The following is a 17,723-nucleotide window of genomic DNA, read 5'->3' on the forward strand; positions in this document are numbered from 1 at the left end:
CGGCGAACAGCGCCGCCACGGCGGCATCGTCGGTGTCGTCGGCATCGGCGTCGAGGCCGGCGGTTTCGTCGTGGCTGACCGATCCGGTGCCGAGGGCGGCGTCGGCGGTCGGTCCGTCATCCTCGAAGCGGATTTGGCTGCCAACTTCGGTCTGGTCGGCATCCTGCCCGCCGAGTCGGATGTCGCCGAGGTCGAAGGTGTCGTTGGCTGCACCGCCTGCGCTGACGTTCTGCACGCTGAAGCGATCGAGCTTGCCAGTGTCATCCCCGTCCACTATGTCGACAAAGAATTCGACCCGGTAGTTCACCAGCAGGCCTTCGATGATCACCCCGTCATCATTGCTGGCGTTGATGGCGAAGGTGACATCTTCGTCGATGCTGTCGGGGTCGGTGCCGTCTGTACGAGTCCAGGCGCTGACCAGGGTGTCGCCGAGCCATACCTCAATGGCGACGATGGTCTGCGAGGCGCCGCTGATGACGCCATCGTGGTAAGCCGTGCCCAGTTCACTCGAGTCGTAGGCGAAGACCTCGGCGCCGACCCGGTTCTCGGCGTTGCCCCCGGTCTGCACCAGGGTGAAGCCGCCGCTCGGGCCTTCCACGCGCTCGTTGAAGTCGATGTTGGCCAGGTCATCAGCGCTGGTCTGGGTCGGTGCGGTCTGCCCCTTGACGAAGTCGACCACTATGCCGTCGCCGATGACGATCGACTGGCTGTTGCTGCCGATGGCGAAGTCGCTGGTGTTGACGGTGTCGCTACCCAGCTGAAAACCGGTGAACAGCAGCTGGATGCCCGAGGTGGTATCGGTCACCGAGTTCCAGAGGTTCTGTCCGGCGGCGGCGGTGGAGAAGTCGTCGAAGGCGACGTCCTGGACGGCATCGACGAACACCAGCCCGGTCAGATCCACCGCCTCGTCATAGGAGTCGCCACCAGTGGGATGGTGGATCGCCTCGTACTGAACTATGGTGATGTTGGCACCACCCGGATCGGTGGCCGTAGGGGCGATCGGCTCCAGATGCAGGGCGAAGGCGACGCGCTCGCCCGTCTCGCCATAGTTGGCGTAACCGAAGATGGTGGTGTCGTTGAGCCTGACCAGGGTGATGGGGTCATCGCCGGCGGTCGTGGTCAGGGTCGTAAGCTCGCTGTCCAGCAGAGGGTCGCCGCCATCACTGTCGACGCCGTCGAACAGCCGGAACTTCAGCACCGGATCGGCGCCTTCGACAAAGGTGAGGACCTGGTTGCGCGCCGCGCCGATGGCGGTGCTCGGTGCGCCCAGGCCGTCGAGGGTGGTGAGCAGGGCGCCGATGCTGCTCAGCAGTATGTCGTCGTCGTTGTTGTCTTCGGTGGTAGTGGCGACATTGCTGGTCTGTAGCCCCGGACTTTCGTCATGGGTGACGTCGTCGGTCAGGGTCGTGTCAAAAATGATAGTGGCCATGTGAAAACTCCTACCGCTATATGGTCCAGAGGAGTACTCGCCACCTTCGTGGCGAATTCCTGATCTCTGCAGACCGCATTGCGTGGGTGTCACGCTCGGTAGGTAGGCAACCTGGCTGTCTTGGGCAAGACCCTGGGCTTTCCGGCCCCGCATTGCTGCGGGTGTGGCTTTGGCGTTCCGAAGGATTCGGACATCAACGCAATAGCGTTCGGCAACACCTCTCTGCACCCAGGCCGAACAGCGGAATCACGTAGCGACCTGAGTGCGTCAAAAGCAGGCCGTCCAAAGCCAACCATTGAAATCGAATGCCTTGGAGATGTGCGCAAAATACGTGACGCGCATCACATCCCATACCGTAGATGAAAATCCGCCGCCTGCCGAATCGTTGTCTATCCTGATTTGACATTGTTCATATTGCTGGATGGAATTTGTACAGCTGCCGTGGTCAGGGCGTGGTGCCATGACGATGGGCGAGCGGGGCGGTATTGCTGTGCTTGCTGACTGGCGTGAAGGCCGTGGCGGGGTACGGGGGATACTTGCGCCGTCAGGCAGGGCGGCTGCCTGCCGGGCAACCAGGGCTCAGTCCGCCTGCGGCGCCTGCCGGCGGCTCCTGACCACCTCGGCCCGCGCGCGCAGCTGGCCGCAGCCGCCGTCGATGTCCTGGCCGGCCGAGTTGCGCACCTTGGTCAGCACGCCGCGGCTGTGCAGGTAGCGCACCATCTGCACGATGCGTTCGCCGTCCGGGCGCTGGAAGTCGTCGCCTTCCAGGCTGTTGTAGGGGATCAGGTTGAGCACCGCGTACTTGCCCTTGAACAGGTGCAGGATGGCGTCCATTTCCTCGACGCTGTCGTTGATGCCCTTGAGCAGGGTCCACTGGTACTGGATCGGGTAGCCGACCGTGCGCGCGTAGGCCTCGCCCAGTTCGACCAGCTCCGCCGGATCGATCTGCGGCGCGCGCGGCAGCAGCTCGCGGCGCAGGTCGGCGCGGGTGGTGTGCAGCGACAGCGCCAGCGCCGGTTTGACGTGCTCCTGGGGCAGGCGCTCGAACACGCGCAGGTCGCCGACGGTGGAGAACACCAGGTTCTTGTGGCCGATGCCGCCGTCGGTGCCGAGCAGGTGGATGGCCTCCAGCACGTTGTCGAGGTTGTGCGCCGGCTCGCCCATGCCCATGAACACCACCTTCTTCACCGCGCGGAAGCGCCGCGCCAGCGCCACCTGGGCGACGATCTCGGCGCTGCCGACCTGGCGCAGCAGGCCGCTCTTGCCGGTCATGCAGAACACGCAGCCCACCGCGCAGCCGACCTGGGTCGACACGCACAGGCCGTCGCGCGGCAGCAGCACGCTCTCCACCATCTGCCCGTCGGCCAGCTCGACCAAGAGGCGCGCCGAGCCGTCGGCACCCGGATGCTCGGAGCGCAGCCGGGCCAGGCCGGCGACTTCCTCGCTCAGCGCCGGCAGCGCCGCGCGCACCGAGAGCGGGAAATAGTCCTCGGCCGGGCGGTTGCGTGGCCCGCTGTCCAGCGCCCGGCCGTGCAGCCAGGCACGCAATATCCGTCCGCGGTGGCAGGGCTGGGCGCCGCAGGCGGCAAGACGGGTGTTGAGGTCGTGGATGCGCATAGGGCGCGCATCCTACCATCGGGCCGGCGGTGACGGCAGGGGGCGCGGATGGCTGGTGGCGGCGACCAGGCCAGTCGCCGTCGGCAAGTCTCAGGAAAGAGCAGAGGGACAGAGCGGCACTGTCCCTCTGCTGTTCGGGCTGGGCTGGTTTAGAAGTCGACCTGGTAGCCGAGGGTGAAGGTGCGACCACGACCGGCGAAGAACTGGTCGTCGCGGGTGCTGGCCGCTTGGGCGTAGTAGGTCATGTAGTCGCGATTGAGCAGGTTCTCGACGCCGAGGCTGACCGCACCGACCGGCAGCTGGTAGCCCAGCGAGGCGTCCACCAGGCTGTAGCCGTCGAAGTCCAGACCCGGGGTGTCGAAGCTGCGGCTGGCATAGTGGTTGGCCTGCACGCGGCTGTTCAGCTTGTCGGTCCAGTTGGCCTGCCAGCTCAGACCGTAGCGATCCGGGGAGATGTTGGCGCCGTCCAGATCGGTGTCCACCTTGCCGTCGCCGTCGGTATCCGACTCGCCGTTGAGCTTGGCGTAGCTGGCCTGCAGGCGATGGGTGTCGTTGATCTGCCAGCCGGCGGTGGCCTCGACGCCGTCGATCTCGGTGCGCTCGCGGCGGACCTGGTAGATGCCGCCGACGTTCTGCAGGCGCGAGCCGAGGTCGGAGTCGGACTCGAAGTAGCTGATCTCGAAGTCGACGTCCTGCCAGTTCAGGCGCAGGCCGATCTCGCGGTTGTCGGTGACGATCGGCTGCAGGTCGAGGAAGCTGTCGACGCTCTGGTTGGGCTGGCTGATGCCGCGCAGCACGCGGCCGACGTCGGGCATGCCGAAGCCTTCCGAATAGTTGGCGAAGATCTGTGCCCAATCGTTGGCCTGGAACACCAGGCCGGCGTTGTACAGGGTTTCCTCGAAGTCGGGTTTGCCGCCCTCGACGCTGACGCCGCCCGCCGAGGCGATGGTGCGGAAGCTGTCGACCTCCAGTTCGGCGAACTCGTGGCGCACGCCGCCGTGCAGGGTCAGGCGCTCGGTGGCGCGCACTTCGGCCTGGAGGAAGGGCGCGAGGTTCTGGAACACGGTCTCCGGCACCCACTCGCGGTCGGTGGCGATCAGCATCTGGCTGGTGGTGTCCTGGAGGAAGTCGAGGCCGCCGGTGAGCTTGAGGGTGCCGTCGAACAGGTCGTCGCGGCTGAGGCTGAGCTTGCCGCCGTACTTGTCCGACTCGTTCTGCGACTGGTCGAACAGGGTGCCCACCGGGGCAATCGCCGGATCCTGGAAGCTGGCCAGGATGTTGCCGCCATAGCGGGCGCGGAAGCGCTGGCTGAACAGCTGGGCGGTGAGCTGGTTGCCAGCCAGGTTGGTGTCGCTGTAGGTCAGGCTGGTGGCCAGCACCTCGTTCTGCGGCGCCTTGCCCGGCGGCTGGCCCTTGCGCGAGGTGGTCGGGATGCCGGCGTCGCGGTCGCCCGGCACGTTGACGTACTCGTGCTCGCCCTCGAGTTCGAAGCGGTTGACCATCAGCTCCAGGTTCCGGTCGGAGTCGAACCAGTAGCCGAGCTTCGCCAGCAGGTCGGTGCTGGTGGAGTCCATGATGTCGCCCTGGGTGTCATCGACGCCGATCAGCTCGCCATTGGCGTCGTAGTACATGCCGCGGGTCTGGCCGCTGATGGCGGCCAGGTAGTCCCAGTTGCCCTCGTTGCCCTCGACTCGGTAGTCCAGCTTGTAGCCCATGCCCTCGCCGTCGAAGTCGTCCGAGGCTTCCATGCTGACGCCGGCGTGCTGCTTCACGGCGCCGCCCTGCGGGCGGCGGGTGACGTAGTTGATGATCCCGCCGGTGGCGCCCAGGCCGTGCTCGGCGCTGGCCCCGTGGATCACCTCGATGCGCTCGACCATCTCCAGGTCGATGGTGTAGCCGTCGCGGCCGCCGGCGCGCAGCGGCGTGGATTGCGGCACGCCGTCGATCATCACCAGCGCCGCACGGCCGCGGAAGGTTTCCCCGGCGTTGCTGAGCTTCTGGCGGCTGGGCGAGTAGGAGGGGATCAGGTTGCTCAGCACCTGGCCGTGGTCCGAGGTGATCGCCAGTTGCTGCTCGATCTGCTTGCGGGTGATCACGGTGATCTTCTGCGGCGTCTTGCCGGCCTCGCTCTTGCCGCGGGTGGCGTTGACGGTCAGGGTGTCCAGCTCCAGTACCTCTTCGGCCAGAGCCGGGGCGCAGGGCAAGGCCATGAAGGCCAGGGAGATGGAGAGGCAGAGGCGGGTTTTGCGGAACACGTGGAAACTCCAGATCGATTGACACTGATGACCGCCCGACCGGGTGGGTCGGACGGTGCACGGGATTGCTTAGAAGCGGTAATTGACGCCCACGGTCAGGGTGCGACCCGGTGCTGGCTGGCGGCCCCACGGGCTGGTGTCGATGCCGCGGAAGTAGTACTCGCGGTCGAACAGGTTGCTGACGCCGGCCGAGGCGGTCAGCAGGCTGCCGTCCTGCATCTTGAACTCGCGCTCCAGGGCGGTGTTCCACAGCCAGTAGCCGGGGATCTTGCCGACCGAGGCGTTGGCGTTCTCGTCCTCGGTGTTGGCCGCGTCGGTGAAGGCGCTGCTCACGTAGAGGCCGTCGAGGCTGTAGGTCCAGTGCTCGGCGAAGCGGTAGCGGCCGTCGATCGCCAGCTGGTGCTTGGAGGAGAAGGGCACCTCGTTGCCGGCGAACTGGCCGGAGTGCTGCTCGGCTTCCAGGTAGGCGTAGCTGGCGTGCAGGTCGAGCAGCGGCAGGGTTTCGGGGGTCCAGAACACCTGGGTCTCGATGCCCTGGTGACGGGTGCTGCCGAGGTTCTCGAAGCGGGTGGTTCTCGCGTTGTATTCGATCTGATCCTTGAAATCGATGCGATACAGGCCGGCTTCCAGGCGCAGGTTGTTGCTCGGGCTGAAGCGCACGCCGGTCTCGTAGTTCCAGGCCAGCTCGGCGGCCACGTCGCCGTCGAAGACGATCGAGGTGATCTGCGGCATGCGCAGCGAGCGCTGGGCGTCGGCGTAGAGGAACCACTGGTCGCTCAGCTCGTAGCCGACGCTGAGGCCCGGCAGCCATTCCTCGGCGGTCTTCTCCTGCGGCTTCTGCGCCACGCCGTTGACCCGGCCCTCGTACTCCATGGTCGCATGCTCGTAGCGCACCCCGGGGGTGATGGTCAGGCGGCCGTCGAGCAGGCCGATGGCGTTGCTGACGTAGGCGGCTTCGCCCTGGTCGTCGAAGGTCCAGTCGCGGAACACGCTGAAGGCGCCGGTGTTCAGGTTGTCGCGGTTGACCTTGAAGTCCACGTCCTCCTTGACCAGGCGGGCGCCGAGCACCCAGGTCTGGCTGACCGTGTCGCCGTCGATGGACAGGCTCAGGCGCGGCTCGCTGCCCCAGACGCGGAAGTCGCGCGGTGCGTCCTGCAGGGTGGTCGGCGTGGCATCCGGGGTGAACGGCAGGCCGACGATGAAGTTGCGGTAGCTGTGGTGGGCGAAGTTGGTCCAGCTGAACTCCACGCTGTCGAAGGGGCCGAAGCTGCCGAGGTACTGGTTCCAGGTGGCCCAGACGCGGTCGGTGTCGCCCTCGAAGCGGTCGAGGTCGCGGGTCGACTGGCGCGGATCGTCCCGGTAGTCGGCCACGCTGAGGGCGCCGGCCAGGTCCATGTCGGCGATGTAGCGCTGCACGCCGAAGCTCAGGCTGCGCGCCTCGTCGATGTCCCACTGGCCGCGCAGGCGGTAGTTCTGTACCGCGGTCTCGGAGTGCTCGCGGCCGTACTCGCCGTCGAGGGTGTTGAGATCGAGCTGCAGGGCGAAACTGTCGGTGATCCGGCCGCCGGTGCCGATGTAGCTGTCGAACAGCTGGCGACCGCCGGGGGCGAAGGTGACGCGCTCCTGCAGGGTGGTTTCCCACTGCTCGGGAATCGGCGGGCTGATGAAGTTGATCACCCCGCCGACGTTGTTCGGGCCGTACTGCACGGAGGCGCCGCCGCGCACCACGTCGATGCGCTCGACGGTGGCCAGGGTCTGCGGGAATAGCGACAGGCTGGTCTGCCCGTAGGGGCCGAGGGCCAGCGGAACGCCGTCGGCCAGTGCCTGAACGCGGCCGCTGCGGCTCTCGTACAGGCCGCGCACGGACAGCTGCGGCAGCACGCCGGTGCCGGTCTCGTCGAAGATCTTCACCCCCGGCACCCGCTGCAGGGCATCGTCCAGACCGCGCACGCTGGCCTTCTTGAGATCCTCCGCCTCGACCACGCTGCGGCTGCCGGCGTAGGTGCGCACTTCCTCGTCGCTGGCCCGGCCGAGCACGTCACCCTCGATCACGAAGGGGGCTAGGGTGAGATCGTGGTCCGGTGACTCCGTGGCAGCGGCGGTGCTTTCGGCTGCGAACGCCGCCTGGGCGACTGCCAGGGCCAGCAGACTGAGGGACATGCCGATCTGGCGGGTGGTCTTGCTCATGGTGGGGCGAAACTCCTGATTGTTGGTCCGGCGATCCAGTCTTTTTCGAGGCGAACGGAAGCAAACCCCGGTCATGCAAGCGGTGTGTCTTGATCGTTGTTGGCAGGAGAGCGGCCTGGATTGCCTGGCAGGCCATCGGCTGGAGGGGCAGGCTGGGCCTGCGCCTGTGCAATGACGGCTCAGGATCCGGGCGGAGTGCTTACTAGGTAATGCAACTCTTTATCTAATGAGAATTATTATCGAAATGTAAGGAAGATGTAAAGCCGGACGCTGCTCAGCCCGATGGCACTCACACGGAGTCGTCCGCACAAGCAGAGGGGTAGAAGGGGGCGTGATGGTTGTCTGCCCCAGCCGGTCAAGTCCGGCCAGGCGGCATCGTGCAAGGGCAGTGCAGCGGTCAAGTCAGGGCAGCTGCTTGGATCGGAGCCGGAGCGGTAACTGGAGTGGAGCCGGATGGACCGTCAGCGCTTGAGCATCGCCCGGATATCCGCCAGCGCGCTGTTGCCGCGCACCGCCTTGACCTCCACCGGGGTGTCCTCCAGGCCTTCCCACTGCAGGTCTTCCTGGGGCAGCTCGTCGAGGAAGCGGCTCGGCGCGCAGTCGATCACCTCGCCGTACTGCTTGCGCTTGGCGGCGAAGGTGATGGCTAGGTTGCGCTTGGCGCGGGTGATGCCGACGTAGGCCAGGCGGCGTTCCTCCTCGACGGTGTCGGCCTCGATGCTGGAGCGGTGGGGGAGGATTTCCTCCTCCATGCCCATGATGAACACGCAGGGAAATTCCAGGCCCTTGGAGGCGTGCAGGGTCATCATCTGCACGCCCTCGGCGCCGTCTTCCTCCTCCTGCTGGCGTTCGAGCATGTCGCGCAGCACCAGCTTGGCGATGGCCTGCTCGATGGTCATGTCGCCGTCCTCGTCCTTCTCCAGGGTGTTCTTCAGCGCCTCGAGGAGGAACCAGACGTTGCTCATCCGGTAGTCGGCGGCCTTGTCGGTGGAGCTGTTCTCGCGCAGCCAGTTCTCGTAGTCGATGTCGGCGATCATCCCGCGCAGGGCGGCGATGGGGTCGTCCTGCGCGCATTCGCGGCGCACCCGGTCGATGAAGTGCTTGAAGCGCGCCAGGCGCTCGCAGTAGCGGGCGTCGAGGTGCTCGCGCAGGCCGATCTCGTCGCTGGCGTCGTACATGCTGATCTTGCGCGCGGTGGCGTAGTTGCCGAGCTTCTCCAGGGTGGTCGAGCCGATCTCGCGGCGCGGCACGTTGATCACCCGCAGGAAGGCGTTGTCGTCGTCCGGGTTGACCAACAGGCGGAAGTAGCTCATCAGGTCCTTCACCTCCTGGCGGGCGAAGAAGCTGGTGCCGCCGGACAGGCGATAGGGAATCTGGTGGTGCTGCAGTTTCAGCTCCATCAGCTTGGCCTGGTAGTTGCCGCGGTAGAGGATGGCGAACTCGCTGTACGGGCGGTCGGTGCGCAGGTGCTGGGTGAGGATCTCCATGGCGATGCGCTCGCACTCGGCGTCCTCGTTCTTGCAGCGGATCACGCGGATCTCGTCGCCGTGACCCATCTCGCTCCACAGCTGCTTCTCGAACGCATGCGGGTTGTTGGCGATCAGCACGTTGGCGCACTTGAGGATGCGGCTGGTGGAGCGGTAGTTCTGCTCGAGCATCACCACCTTGAGGCTGGGGAAGTCGTCCTTGAGCAGCATGAGGTTTTCCGGCCGCGCGCCGCGCCAGGCGTAAATCGACTGGTCGTCGTCGCCGACCACGGTGAACTGCGCGCGCTCGGCCACCAGCAGCTTGACCAGCAGGTACTGGCTGGCGTTGGTGTCCTGGTATTCGTCGACCAGCATGTAGCGCACCTTGTTGCGCCACTTCTGCAGCACCTCGGGGTGGTCCTGGAACAGCTTGACCGGCTGCAGGATCAGGTCGTCGAAGTCGACCGCGTTGTAGGCCTTGAGGGTGCGCTGGTAGTGCAGGTAGACGATGGCGGCGGTCTGCTCGCGCGGGTTGCGCGCCTGCTCCAGTGCCTGCTCGGGGAGGATCAGGTCGTTCTTCCAGGCGCCGATCAGGTTCTTGATCTCGTCGACGCCGTCGTCGCCCTGGTACTCCTTCTGCATGATGTCGGCGAGCAGCGCCTTGACGTCCTGCTCGTCGAAGATCGAGAAGCCCGGCTTGTAGCCGAGGTGGGCGTGCTCCTTGCGGATGATGTTGAGGCCGAGGTTGTGGAAGGTCGACACCGTCAGGCCCTTGCCCTCGCCGCCGCGCAGCAGGCTGGAGACGCGCTCCTTCATCTCGCGCGCGGCCTTGTTGGTGAAGGTCACCGCGACGATGTTTTGCGCGCGGATGCCGCACTGCTGGATCAGGTAGGCGATCTTGCGGGTGATCACGCTGGTTTTGCCGGATCCGGCGCCGGCCAGCACCAGCAGCGGGCCGCTGATGTAGTGGACGGCTTCCTGCTGGCGGGGATTGAGTCGGGACATGCGGGCAGGGGTGTCTGGCTGCGAAGGAGGCGGCAGTTTAGCAGGCTGGCCCGGTCGCTGAATGGGTGGGTGACCGGGGGAAAGCCTCAGCGCACCACGTGCAGGAAGTGCATGTGCTGCTCGTACTGGTCGAGGATGTCGTCGATCACCTCGTCGCGTGACCAGCCCATCACGTCGTAGTCCTGGCCGCCCTCGAGCAGGTGCACCTCGGCGCGGAAGTACTTGCGTTCCTCGTCGCCCTCGAGCATGACGAAGCTCGGTTGCACGTAGGCGCGCGGGTGCACCTCGTAGACGAAGTCGACTTCCGTGCCGTGGCGCACCTCGAGGCGCACGCGGTGGTCGTCGCCGCTCTGCACCTCGACGTTCAGGCCCTGCTTGCGCAGCTCCTCGGCCACCGCCAGGCAACCCGGTTGCACCACCTCGTCGAGGAAGCGGTTGACGTGGGCGCGGCGCGGGAACATCACCATGTTGCGCAGGCGCCGCTGCCAACCGCCGGGGCTGCGCGCCTGGCGCGTATGCCCTGAGGTCTGGTGGCGCAGCACGCGCTTGGTGGCGTCCAGGTGCAGGGCCTTGAGCAGTCCCCACATCGAGGCCAGCAGGATCACCGAGAACGGCAGCGCGCTGGCGATGGTGGCGGTCTGCAGGGCGCTGAGGCCGTCGGCCAGCAGCAGGGCGATGGCCACCACGCCGATCGAGCTGGCCCAGAAGATCCGTTGCCACAGCGGGGTGTGGTTGCTGCCGCCGGAGGCGAGCATGTCGACCACCAGCGAGCCGGAGTCTGCCGAGGTGACGAAGAACACCACCACCATCAGCACCGCCAGCAGCGACAGCACCGAGGAGAAGGGGAACTGCTCGAGGAAGGCGAACAGCGCCAGCGAGCTGTCCTGGCCAACCGTGTCGGCCAGGCTGGTCAGGCCCTGCTGCATGATCATGTGGATGGCGCCGTTGCCGAACACGGTCATCCACAGCAGGGTGAAGCCGGCGGGGACGAACAGCACGCCGCAGACGAACTGGCGGATGGTCCGCCCGCGCGACACGCGGGCGATGAACATGCCGACGAACGGGGACCAGGACATCCACCAGCCCCAGTACAGCAGGGTCCAGCCACCGAGCCAGTCGGTCGGCTCGTAGGCGTACAGGTTGAAGGTCTTGCTGACGATCTCCGACAGGTAGCTGCCGGTGTTCTGCACGAAGGTCTGCAGCAGGTACACGGTGGGGCCGAGCACCAGCACCAGCAGGAGGAGAATGGCGGCCAGCGCCAGGTTCAGCTCGGACAGGCGGCGGATGCCCTTGTCCAGGCCGGTGACCACCGACAGGGTGGCCAGCGTGGTGACCGCGACGATCAGGCCGATCTGCACCCAGGTGCCGACCGGCAGGTCGAACAGATGGTTGAGGCCGCTGTTGATCTGCAGCACGCCATAGCCCAGCGAGGTGGCCACGCCGAACACGGTGCCGAGGATGGCGAAGATGTCCACCGCGTGGCCGATCGGACCGTGGATGCGCTCGCCGATCAGCGGGTAGAGCGCCGAGCGCAGGGTCAGCGGCAGGCCGTGGCGGTAGCAGAAGAAGGCGAGGATCAGCGCGACCATGGCGTAGATCGCCCAGGCGTGCAGGCCCCAGTGGAAGAAGGTCAGCTTCATCGCCTCGCGCGCGGCCTGCACGGTGTTCGGCTCGCCGATCGGCGGGGCGACGAAGTGCATCACCGGCTCGGCGACGCCGAAGAACATCAGGCCGATGCCCATGCCGGCGGAGAACAGCATGGCGAACCAGGTGGTGTTGCTGTAGTCCGGCCGGCTGTGGTCGGGGCCGAGCTTGATGTCGCCGTAGCGGCTGACGGCGAGGAACACCACGGTGATCAGGATCAGGGCGACGGCGAGGATGTAGAACCAGCTGGCGTTGGTGATGATCCAGCTCTGCACGAAGCTGAACAGGCTCTGGGCGCTGTCCGGGAAGGCTACGGCGAAAACCACCAGGGCCAGGATGAGCAGGACCGAGGTGAAGAACACCGGCGGGTTGAGGGTGGCGCCGGGGCGCGGGGATGTTTCCATTGAGCAAGCTCTCCGTGTGTGCGGATGGCCGCCAAGGGCGGATAGCAGACAGACTGGACCGGCCGCCAGGCAGGCGCAAACGCGCGCGGATGCTCGCCGGCCGGAGGAGGTGACCGGTTACTCTAGCATCTTGATAGCTTTAGTTGAGACTTCAATGATTCCTCATAGCTTCGTTGTATCGATTTCCGGGCGCTCAACCGGATTCGCCCGGTGCGCGGTACTGCAGCGCTTCGGCCAGCTGGGCGCGCTGGATGTCGGCGATGCCGGCCAGGTCGGCGAGGGTGCGCGCCACCTTGAGCACCCGGTGCAGGGCGCGTAGCGAGAGGCGCAGGCGCTCGCCGGCGCTCTCCAGCCACAGGCGGTCGGCTTCGCCGAGCGGGCAGTGCTGGCGCAGGCCGGGCAGGTCGAGATGGGCGTTGGCGCAGCCCTGGCGCGCCTGCTGGAGCTGCTGGGCCGCCGCCACCTGCTGCGCCAGCGCGGCGCTGTCCGGCCCTTCGCTGGCGGCGTGCAGGCGGGTCGGCTCGCGGCGCACGTGCAGGTGCAGGTCGATGCGATCGAGCAGCGGCCCGGACAGCCGGCTGCGGTAGCGCTGCACCTGCTCGGGGGTGCAGCGGCAGCGCTGCTCGGCATCGCCGAGATAGCCGCACGGGCAGGGATTCATCGCCGCCACCAGCTGGAAGCGCGCCGGAAAACGCAGCTTGTCCTGGGCGCGGGCGATGACGATCTCGCCGCTTTCCAGCGGTTCGCGCAGTACCTCCAGGACCTTGCGATCGAACTCCGGCAGTTCGTCGAGAAACAGCACGCCGTGGTGCGCCAGGCTGATTTCGCCGGGGCGCGGCCGGCTGCCGCCGCCGACCAGTGCCGGGCCGGAGGCGCTGTGGTGTGGCTGGCGGAACGGCCGCGGCGGCCAGCCGACCAGTGGCGCGGAGCCGGCGATCGACTGGATGGCGGCGACTTCCAGTGCCTCGGTTTCGGACAGCGGCGGCAGCAGGCCGGGCAGGCGGCTGGCCAGCAGGGTCTTGCCGGTGCCCGGTGCACCACTGAGGAGCAGGTTGTGGCGGCCGGCGGCGGCCACCAGCAGGGCGCGCTTGGCGGCCAGCTGGCCTTGCACCTCGGCGATGTCCCCCGGGCTGGCGGTCGGCAGCGGCAGGTCGTGGGCCTGCCAGGGGGCGAGCGGTGTATGTCCGGCCAGATGGGCGGCGACTTCCAACAGGTGCTCGGCGGCGTACACGGTCAGCCCGGAGACCAGGCAGGCCTCCTCGGCATTGGCCCGCGGCACCAGCAGGGCGCGCCCAGCGCCGCGGGCGGCCAGCGCCGCCGGCAGCACGCCGCGCACCGGACGCAGGGCGCCGGAGAGGGCCAGTTCGCCGAGGCATTCAAGGTTCTCGAGGCTGGCGGCCGGCAGCTGCCCGCTGGCGGCGAGCAGGCCGAGTGCGATGGCCAGGTCGAAGCGGCCGCCGTCCTTGGGCAGGTCGGCGGGGGCTAGGTTGAGGGTGATGCGCCGGCTGGGGAATTCGAAGCCGCAGCTCTGGATCGCGCTGCGCACGCGGTCCTTGCTCTCGCGCACGGCGGTTTCCGGCAGGCCGACCAGGGTCAGCGAGGGCAGGCCGTTGGCCAGGTGCGCCTCGACGCTGACGGCCGGGGCGTCGATGCCGAGCTGGGCGCGGCTGTAGACGATGGCGAGGGACATGATCGCTCCTTGATCAAGTGTCCCGCGGAAGGTGCCGCTGCTTATTCGTGCGGCGTTTCCAGGCGGGCTTCCAGTTCCGCGACCCGTGCCTCGAGGGCTTCCAGGCGTGCGCGGGTGCGGGCGAGGACGGTCATCTGCGCGTCGAACTCGTCGCGGCCGACCAGGTCCAGCTTGCCGAACGCACCCTGCAGCAGGGCCTTGAACTGGGCTTCCAGTTCGGCGCGCGGCAATGGCGAATCGCTGCCGAACAGGCGGCTGGCTTGGCTGGCGAGAAGGTCGAAAACGGCTTTGGGCGGCAGCATGGCGGCATTCCATCAACAGAAGGCGCCAGTCTAGCAGATTGCATTGTCGGACCTGCGACGCAGGTCCTGCACGTGCTGCCGGCAGGCGTGCCCATTGCTGGTGCACGGGTGCGGTGCTGTGGCGGGTGGCAGCTCGGTTTTTGCGCAACTAGACTGGGCTTGTGCACTGTAACGGTGCGCAGTTGTTGGGCATTTTGCCGGTAAAACCGACGATCACGCGCAAATCACTGAAAAACAAGTGTTTGTGAAAAGCTGGCAAGGTTTCTGCAAGCGTTGTGCTGCCGGTGCCGAATGCCACTGTGGTGGATTGGGCGGAGCAGGGGAGAGCTTCGCCACTAGCTGCCGGTCAACGTTGAATCCAGCCTGCGTAGTGTCTGCCGCCTGTTACAAACGTGGGACTCTGCGCTTAGACTTGTTACGGGTTCGTTGTTCCTGGGGCAAGTCCACCATTACGGGAGAAACATTCATGAAGCTAGTCACTGCCATCATCAAGCCGTTCAAGCTCGACGACGTGCGCGAGTCGCTGTCGGAAATCGGCGTGCAGGGTATTACCGTCACCGAGGTCAAGGGCTTCGGCCGCCAGAAGGGCCACACCGAGCTGTATCGCGGCGCCGAATACGTGGTCGACTTCCTGCCCAAGGTGAAGATCGAAGTAGCGATTGCCGACGACCAGCTGGATGCAGTCATCGACGCCATCACCAAGGCCGCCAACACCGGCAAGATCGGTGACGGCAAGATCTTCGTGGTCAATCTGGAGCAGGCGATCCGCATCCGCACCGGCGAGACCGGCACCGACGCGGTCTGACCCCAGCCGCTACAACCGCTACTCCACCGAACCCCACGCCCCAGGAGTAACACATGACTCTGCGCAAAATCGCAGGGCTAGGAGCCCTATTGTCTCTCGTCAGCCCGGGCCTGGCCCTGGCTGCCGAAGAAGCGACCCTGAACAGCGGCGATACCGCCTGGATGCTGACGGCCACCGCGCTGGTCCTGTTCATGACCATCCCCGGCCTGGCGCTGTTCTACGGCGGCATGGTCCGTTCCAAGAACATCCTTTCAGTGATGATGCAGTGCTTCGCCATCACCGGCCTGATCAGCGTGCTGTGGGTCCTCTATGGCTACAGTCTGGCCTTCGACACCACCGGCATGGAGCAGGGGGTCGTCAACTTCAACTCCTTCATCGGCGGGCTGTCCAAGGCGTTTCTCAGCGGCCTGACCCCTGACAGCCTGATCGGCGCCTTCCCGGAAAGCGTGTTCATCACCTTCCAGATGACCTTCGCCATCATCACCCCGGCGCTGATCGTCGGTGCCTTCGCCGAGCGCATGAAATTCTCCGCGATGCTGATTTTCATGGCGGTGTGGTTCACCCTGGTCTACGCACCGATCGCCCACATGGTCTGGGCCGGCAACGGCGGCCTGATGTGGGACTGGGGCGTGCTGGACTTCGCCGGTGGCACCGTGGTGCACATCAACGCCGGTATCGCCGGCCTGGTGGCGTGCATCGTGCTGGGCAAGCGCAAGGGCTACCCGACCACCCACATGGCGCCGCACAACCTCGGCTACACCCTGATCGGTGCCGCCATGCTGTGGGTCGGCTGGTTCGGCTTCAACGCCGGCTCGGCGATCGCCGCCAACGGCACCGCCGGCATGGCCATGCTGGTCACCCAGATCGCCACCGCCGCTGCCGCGCTGGCCTGGATGCTCGCCGAGTGGCTCACCCACGGCAAGCCCAGCGCCCTGGGCATCGCCTCCGGGGTGGTCGCCGGCCTGGTCGCCATCACGCCGGCCGCCGGTACCGCCGGCCCGATGGGCGCCCTGGTGATCGGTCTGGCCTCCGGTGCGATCTGCTTCTTCTGCGCCACCAGCCTCAAACGCAAGCTCGGTTATGACGACTCCCTGGACGCCTTCGGCGTGCACGGTGTCGGCGGCATCGTCGGCGCGATCCTCACCGGCGCCTTCGCGGCACCGGCGCTGGGCGGCTTCGGCACGGTGGAGGACATCGGCGCCCAGCTGTTCACCCAGTTCAAGGGCGTGGCGTTCACCGTGGTTTACACCGCCATCGTCACCTTCGTGATTCTCAAGGTGCTCGATCTGGTGATCGGCCTGCGCGTCAGCGAGGAAACCGAGAGCGTCGGTCTCGATCTCGCCGAGCACAACGAACGCGGTTACAACCTCTGAGGCAATGTGGCGGGCACCCAAGGTCGGGTGCCCGCACGCCGGCGCGCCAGCGCCCCCCTGCACAAGGCTTTTCATATGGATACCAATGCTCTGATCCCCCTGCAATACGCCCTGGACACCTTCTATCTGGTGATCTGCGGTGCCCTGGTGATGTGGATGGCGGCCGGTTTCGCCATGCTCGAGTCCGGTCTGGTCCGGGCCAAGAACACCACCGAGATCCTCACCAAGAACGTCGCCCTGTACGCCGTGGCCTGCGTGATGTACCTGCTGATCGGCTACCACATCATGTACTCCAGCCCCGAGGGCGGCATCCTGCCGAGTCTGGGCTTCCTGATCGGTGACGAGCATGCGGTGGACCTGGTCGCCGCGGGCGGCGAGGATGCGCCGGCCTTCTCCAAGCGCGCCGACTTCTTCTTCCAGGTGGTGTTCGTCGCCACCGCCATGTCGATCGTCTCCGGCGCGGTGGCCGAGCGCATGAAGCTGCTGGCCTTCCTCGCCTTCGCGGTGGTGATGACCGGCTTCATCTACCCGGTCCAGGGCTACTGGAAATGGGGTTCGGGCTTCCTCAACCAGGCCGGCTTCCTCGACTTCGCCGGTTCCGGCGTGGTGCACCTGTGCGGCGCCGCCGCGGCCTTGGCCGGTGTCCTGCTGCTCGGCGCGCGGCGCGGCAAGTACGGCCCGAACGGCCAGGTCAACGCCATTCCCGGCGCCAACCTGCCGCTGGCGACCCTGGGCGCACTGATCCTGTGGTTCGGCTGGTTCGGCTTCAACGGCGGCTCGCAGCTGGCCATCAGCAGCATCGAGAACGCCAACGCGGTGGCGGCGGCCTTCCTCAACACCAACATGGCGGCGGCCGGTGGCCTGCTGGCGGCGCTGATCGTGGCGCGCATCCTGTTCGGCAAGTTCGACCTGACCATGGCCCTCAACGGTGCCCTGGCCGGTCTGGTGGCGATCACCGCCGAACCGGTGACCCCGTCGGCGCTGTCGGCCGTGCTGATCGGCGCCGTCGGTGGCGTGCTGGCGGTGGGCGGCGTGCTGCTGCTCGACAAGCTGAAGATCGACGATCCGGTGGGTGCCATCGCGGTGCACGGTCTGTCTGGCATCTGGGGCCTGCTGGCGGTGCCGCTGACCAACGACGGCGGCAGCTTCACCGCCCAGCTGCTCGGCATCGTCTGCATCTTCGGCTGGGTGTTCTCCGCCAGCCTGATCGTCTGGGCGATCCTCAAGGCGGTGATGGGCGTGCGCGTGGATGCCGAGGACGAGTACACCGGCGTGGACATCGCCGAGTGCGGCATGGAGGCCTATCCGGAGTTCACTCGCAAGAGCTGACCGGCGCGCTTTTTATCGCCACAGCACAAGGGCACCCTCGGGTGCCCTTTGCTTTTTCTGGCGGCGCGCTAGAATGCGCGCGAATGGGCCGCACAGCCGTATCCACTCATGCCGGATGGCATGGGGAGTCGCGGGGCGAGTTCGACGAATGTACACCGGCAGCGCGCGCACGTGACGTTGTTGGGCTATAAACAATCTGCCTTTGCAGAGCAGCATG

11 protein-coding genes and 1 riboswitch are annotated in these 17,723 nt (G+C 66.6%); of the genes, 3 read left to right on the forward strand and 8 right to left on the reverse strand.

Annotation, left to right across the window (positions count from 1 at the left end):
* The 8 genes from BMZ19_RS16180 to BMZ19_RS16215 form a co-directional block, all read right to left on the reverse strand.
* Window positions 1–1,429 (reverse strand): hypothetical protein (locus BMZ19_RS16180; RefSeq protein ID WP_090312618.1); only part of this gene is annotated, 1,429 nt, incomplete at its 3' end.
* Window positions 1,430–1,531: 102 nt separating this feature from the next.
* A riboswitch (cyclic di-GMP riboswitch) is annotated at window positions 1,532–1,607 on the reverse strand.
* A 401-nt stretch (window positions 1,608–2,008) separates the two neighbouring features.
* Window positions 2,009–3,046, reverse strand: a complete 1,038-nt coding sequence (locus tag BMZ19_RS16185; protein ID WP_090312619.1) for an RNA methyltransferase — start codon at window positions 3,044–3,046, stop codon at window positions 2,009–2,011.
* Between the two features lie 149 nt (window positions 3,047–3,195).
* Window positions 3,196–5,301, reverse strand: a complete 2,106-nt coding sequence (locus BMZ19_RS16190) for a TonB-dependent receptor (RefSeq protein ID WP_090312620.1) — start codon at window positions 5,299–5,301, stop codon at window positions 3,196–3,198.
* Between the two features lie 69 nt (window positions 5,302–5,370).
* Window positions 5,371–7,488, reverse strand: coding sequence for a TonB-dependent receptor family protein (locus BMZ19_RS16195; RefSeq protein WP_090312621.1), 2,118 nt, complete (start codon window positions 7,486–7,488; stop codon window positions 5,371–5,373).
* 461 nt (window positions 7,489–7,949) lie between these two features.
* The gene (gene rep, locus BMZ19_RS16200) at window positions 7,950–9,959 is read right to left on the reverse strand and encodes a DNA helicase Rep (RefSeq protein WP_090312622.1); all 2,010 of its coding nucleotides are present in this window, start codon (window positions 9,957–9,959) and stop codon (window positions 7,950–7,952) included.
* An 86-nt stretch (window positions 9,960–10,045) separates the two neighbouring features.
* Window positions 10,046–12,007 (reverse strand): choline BCCT transporter BetT, encoded by a 1,962-nt coding sequence (gene betT, locus BMZ19_RS16205; protein WP_090312623.1) that lies wholly within the window; start codon window positions 12,005–12,007, stop codon window positions 10,046–10,048.
* A 193-nt stretch (window positions 12,008–12,200) separates the two neighbouring features.
* Window positions 12,201–13,697, reverse strand: coding sequence for a YifB family Mg chelatase-like AAA ATPase (locus BMZ19_RS16210; protein ID WP_090312624.1), 1,497 nt, complete (start codon window positions 13,695–13,697; stop codon window positions 12,201–12,203).
* A 41-nt stretch (window positions 13,698–13,738) separates the two neighbouring features.
* Entirely contained in the window at window positions 13,739–13,999 is a 261-nt protein-coding gene (locus BMZ19_RS16215; protein ID WP_090312625.1) for an accessory factor UbiK family protein, read from the reverse strand.
* A 466-nt stretch (window positions 14,000–14,465) separates the two neighbouring features.
* Between BMZ19_RS16215 and glnK the strand changes: the two genes are divergently transcribed.
* From glnK to BMZ19_RS16230, 3 genes are all read left to right on the forward strand, one after another.
* Window positions 14,466–14,804: a P-II family nitrogen regulator gene (glnK, locus tag BMZ19_RS16220; protein ID WP_090312626.1), complete on the forward strand. Its 339-nt coding sequence runs from the start codon at window positions 14,466–14,468 to the stop codon at window positions 14,802–14,804.
* 53 nt (window positions 14,805–14,857) lie between these two features.
* A complete protein-coding gene (locus BMZ19_RS16225; protein ID WP_090312627.1) occupies window positions 14,858–16,177 on the forward strand; it encodes an ammonium transporter in 1,320 nt (439 codons plus the stop codon).
* A 75-nt stretch (window positions 16,178–16,252) separates the two neighbouring features.
* Complete coding sequence (locus BMZ19_RS16230) at window positions 16,253–17,506, forward strand: ammonium transporter (RefSeq protein WP_090312628.1); 1,254 nt, start codon at window positions 16,253–16,255, stop codon at window positions 17,504–17,506.
* Window positions 17,507–17,723 lie beyond the last annotated feature (217 nt).

This window comes from Pseudomonas linyingensis (assembly GCF_900109175.1).
GTDB lineage: Bacteria > Pseudomonadota > Gammaproteobacteria > Pseudomonadales > Pseudomonadaceae > Geopseudomonas > Geopseudomonas linyingensis.

Bases quoted from the DNA above. Each gene is read 5' to 3' on its own strand.
- rep (WP_090312622.1), bottom strand. From the start codon at position 9,959: ATGTCCCGACTCAATCCCCGCCAGCAGGAAGCCGTCCACTACATCAGC.
- BMZ19_RS16185 (WP_090312619.1), bottom strand. From the start codon at position 3,046: ATGCGCATCCACGACCTCAACACCCGTCTTGCCGCCTGCGGCGCCCAG.
- BMZ19_RS16195 (WP_090312621.1), bottom strand. From the start codon at position 7,488: ATGAGCAAGACCACCCGCCAGATCGGCATGTCCCTCAGTCTGCTGGCC.
- betT (WP_090312623.1), bottom strand. From the start codon at position 12,007: ATGGAAACATCCCCGCGCCCCGGCGCCACCCTCAACCCGCCGGTGTTC.
- BMZ19_RS16210 (WP_090312624.1), bottom strand. From the start codon at position 13,697: ATGTCCCTCGCCATCGTCTACAGCCGCGCCCAGCTCGGCATCGACGCC.
- BMZ19_RS16225 (WP_090312627.1), top strand. From the start codon at position 14,858: ATGACTCTGCGCAAAATCGCAGGGCTAGGAGCCCTATTGTCTCTCGTC.
- BMZ19_RS16230 (WP_090312628.1), top strand. From the start codon at position 16,253: ATGGATACCAATGCTCTGATCCCCCTGCAATACGCCCTGGACACCTTC.
- BMZ19_RS16215 (WP_090312625.1), bottom strand. From the start codon at position 13,999: ATGCTGCCGCCCAAAGCCGTTTTCGACCTTCTCGCCAGCCAAGCCAGC.
- glnK (WP_090312626.1), top strand. From the start codon at position 14,466: ATGAAGCTAGTCACTGCCATCATCAAGCCGTTCAAGCTCGACGACGTG.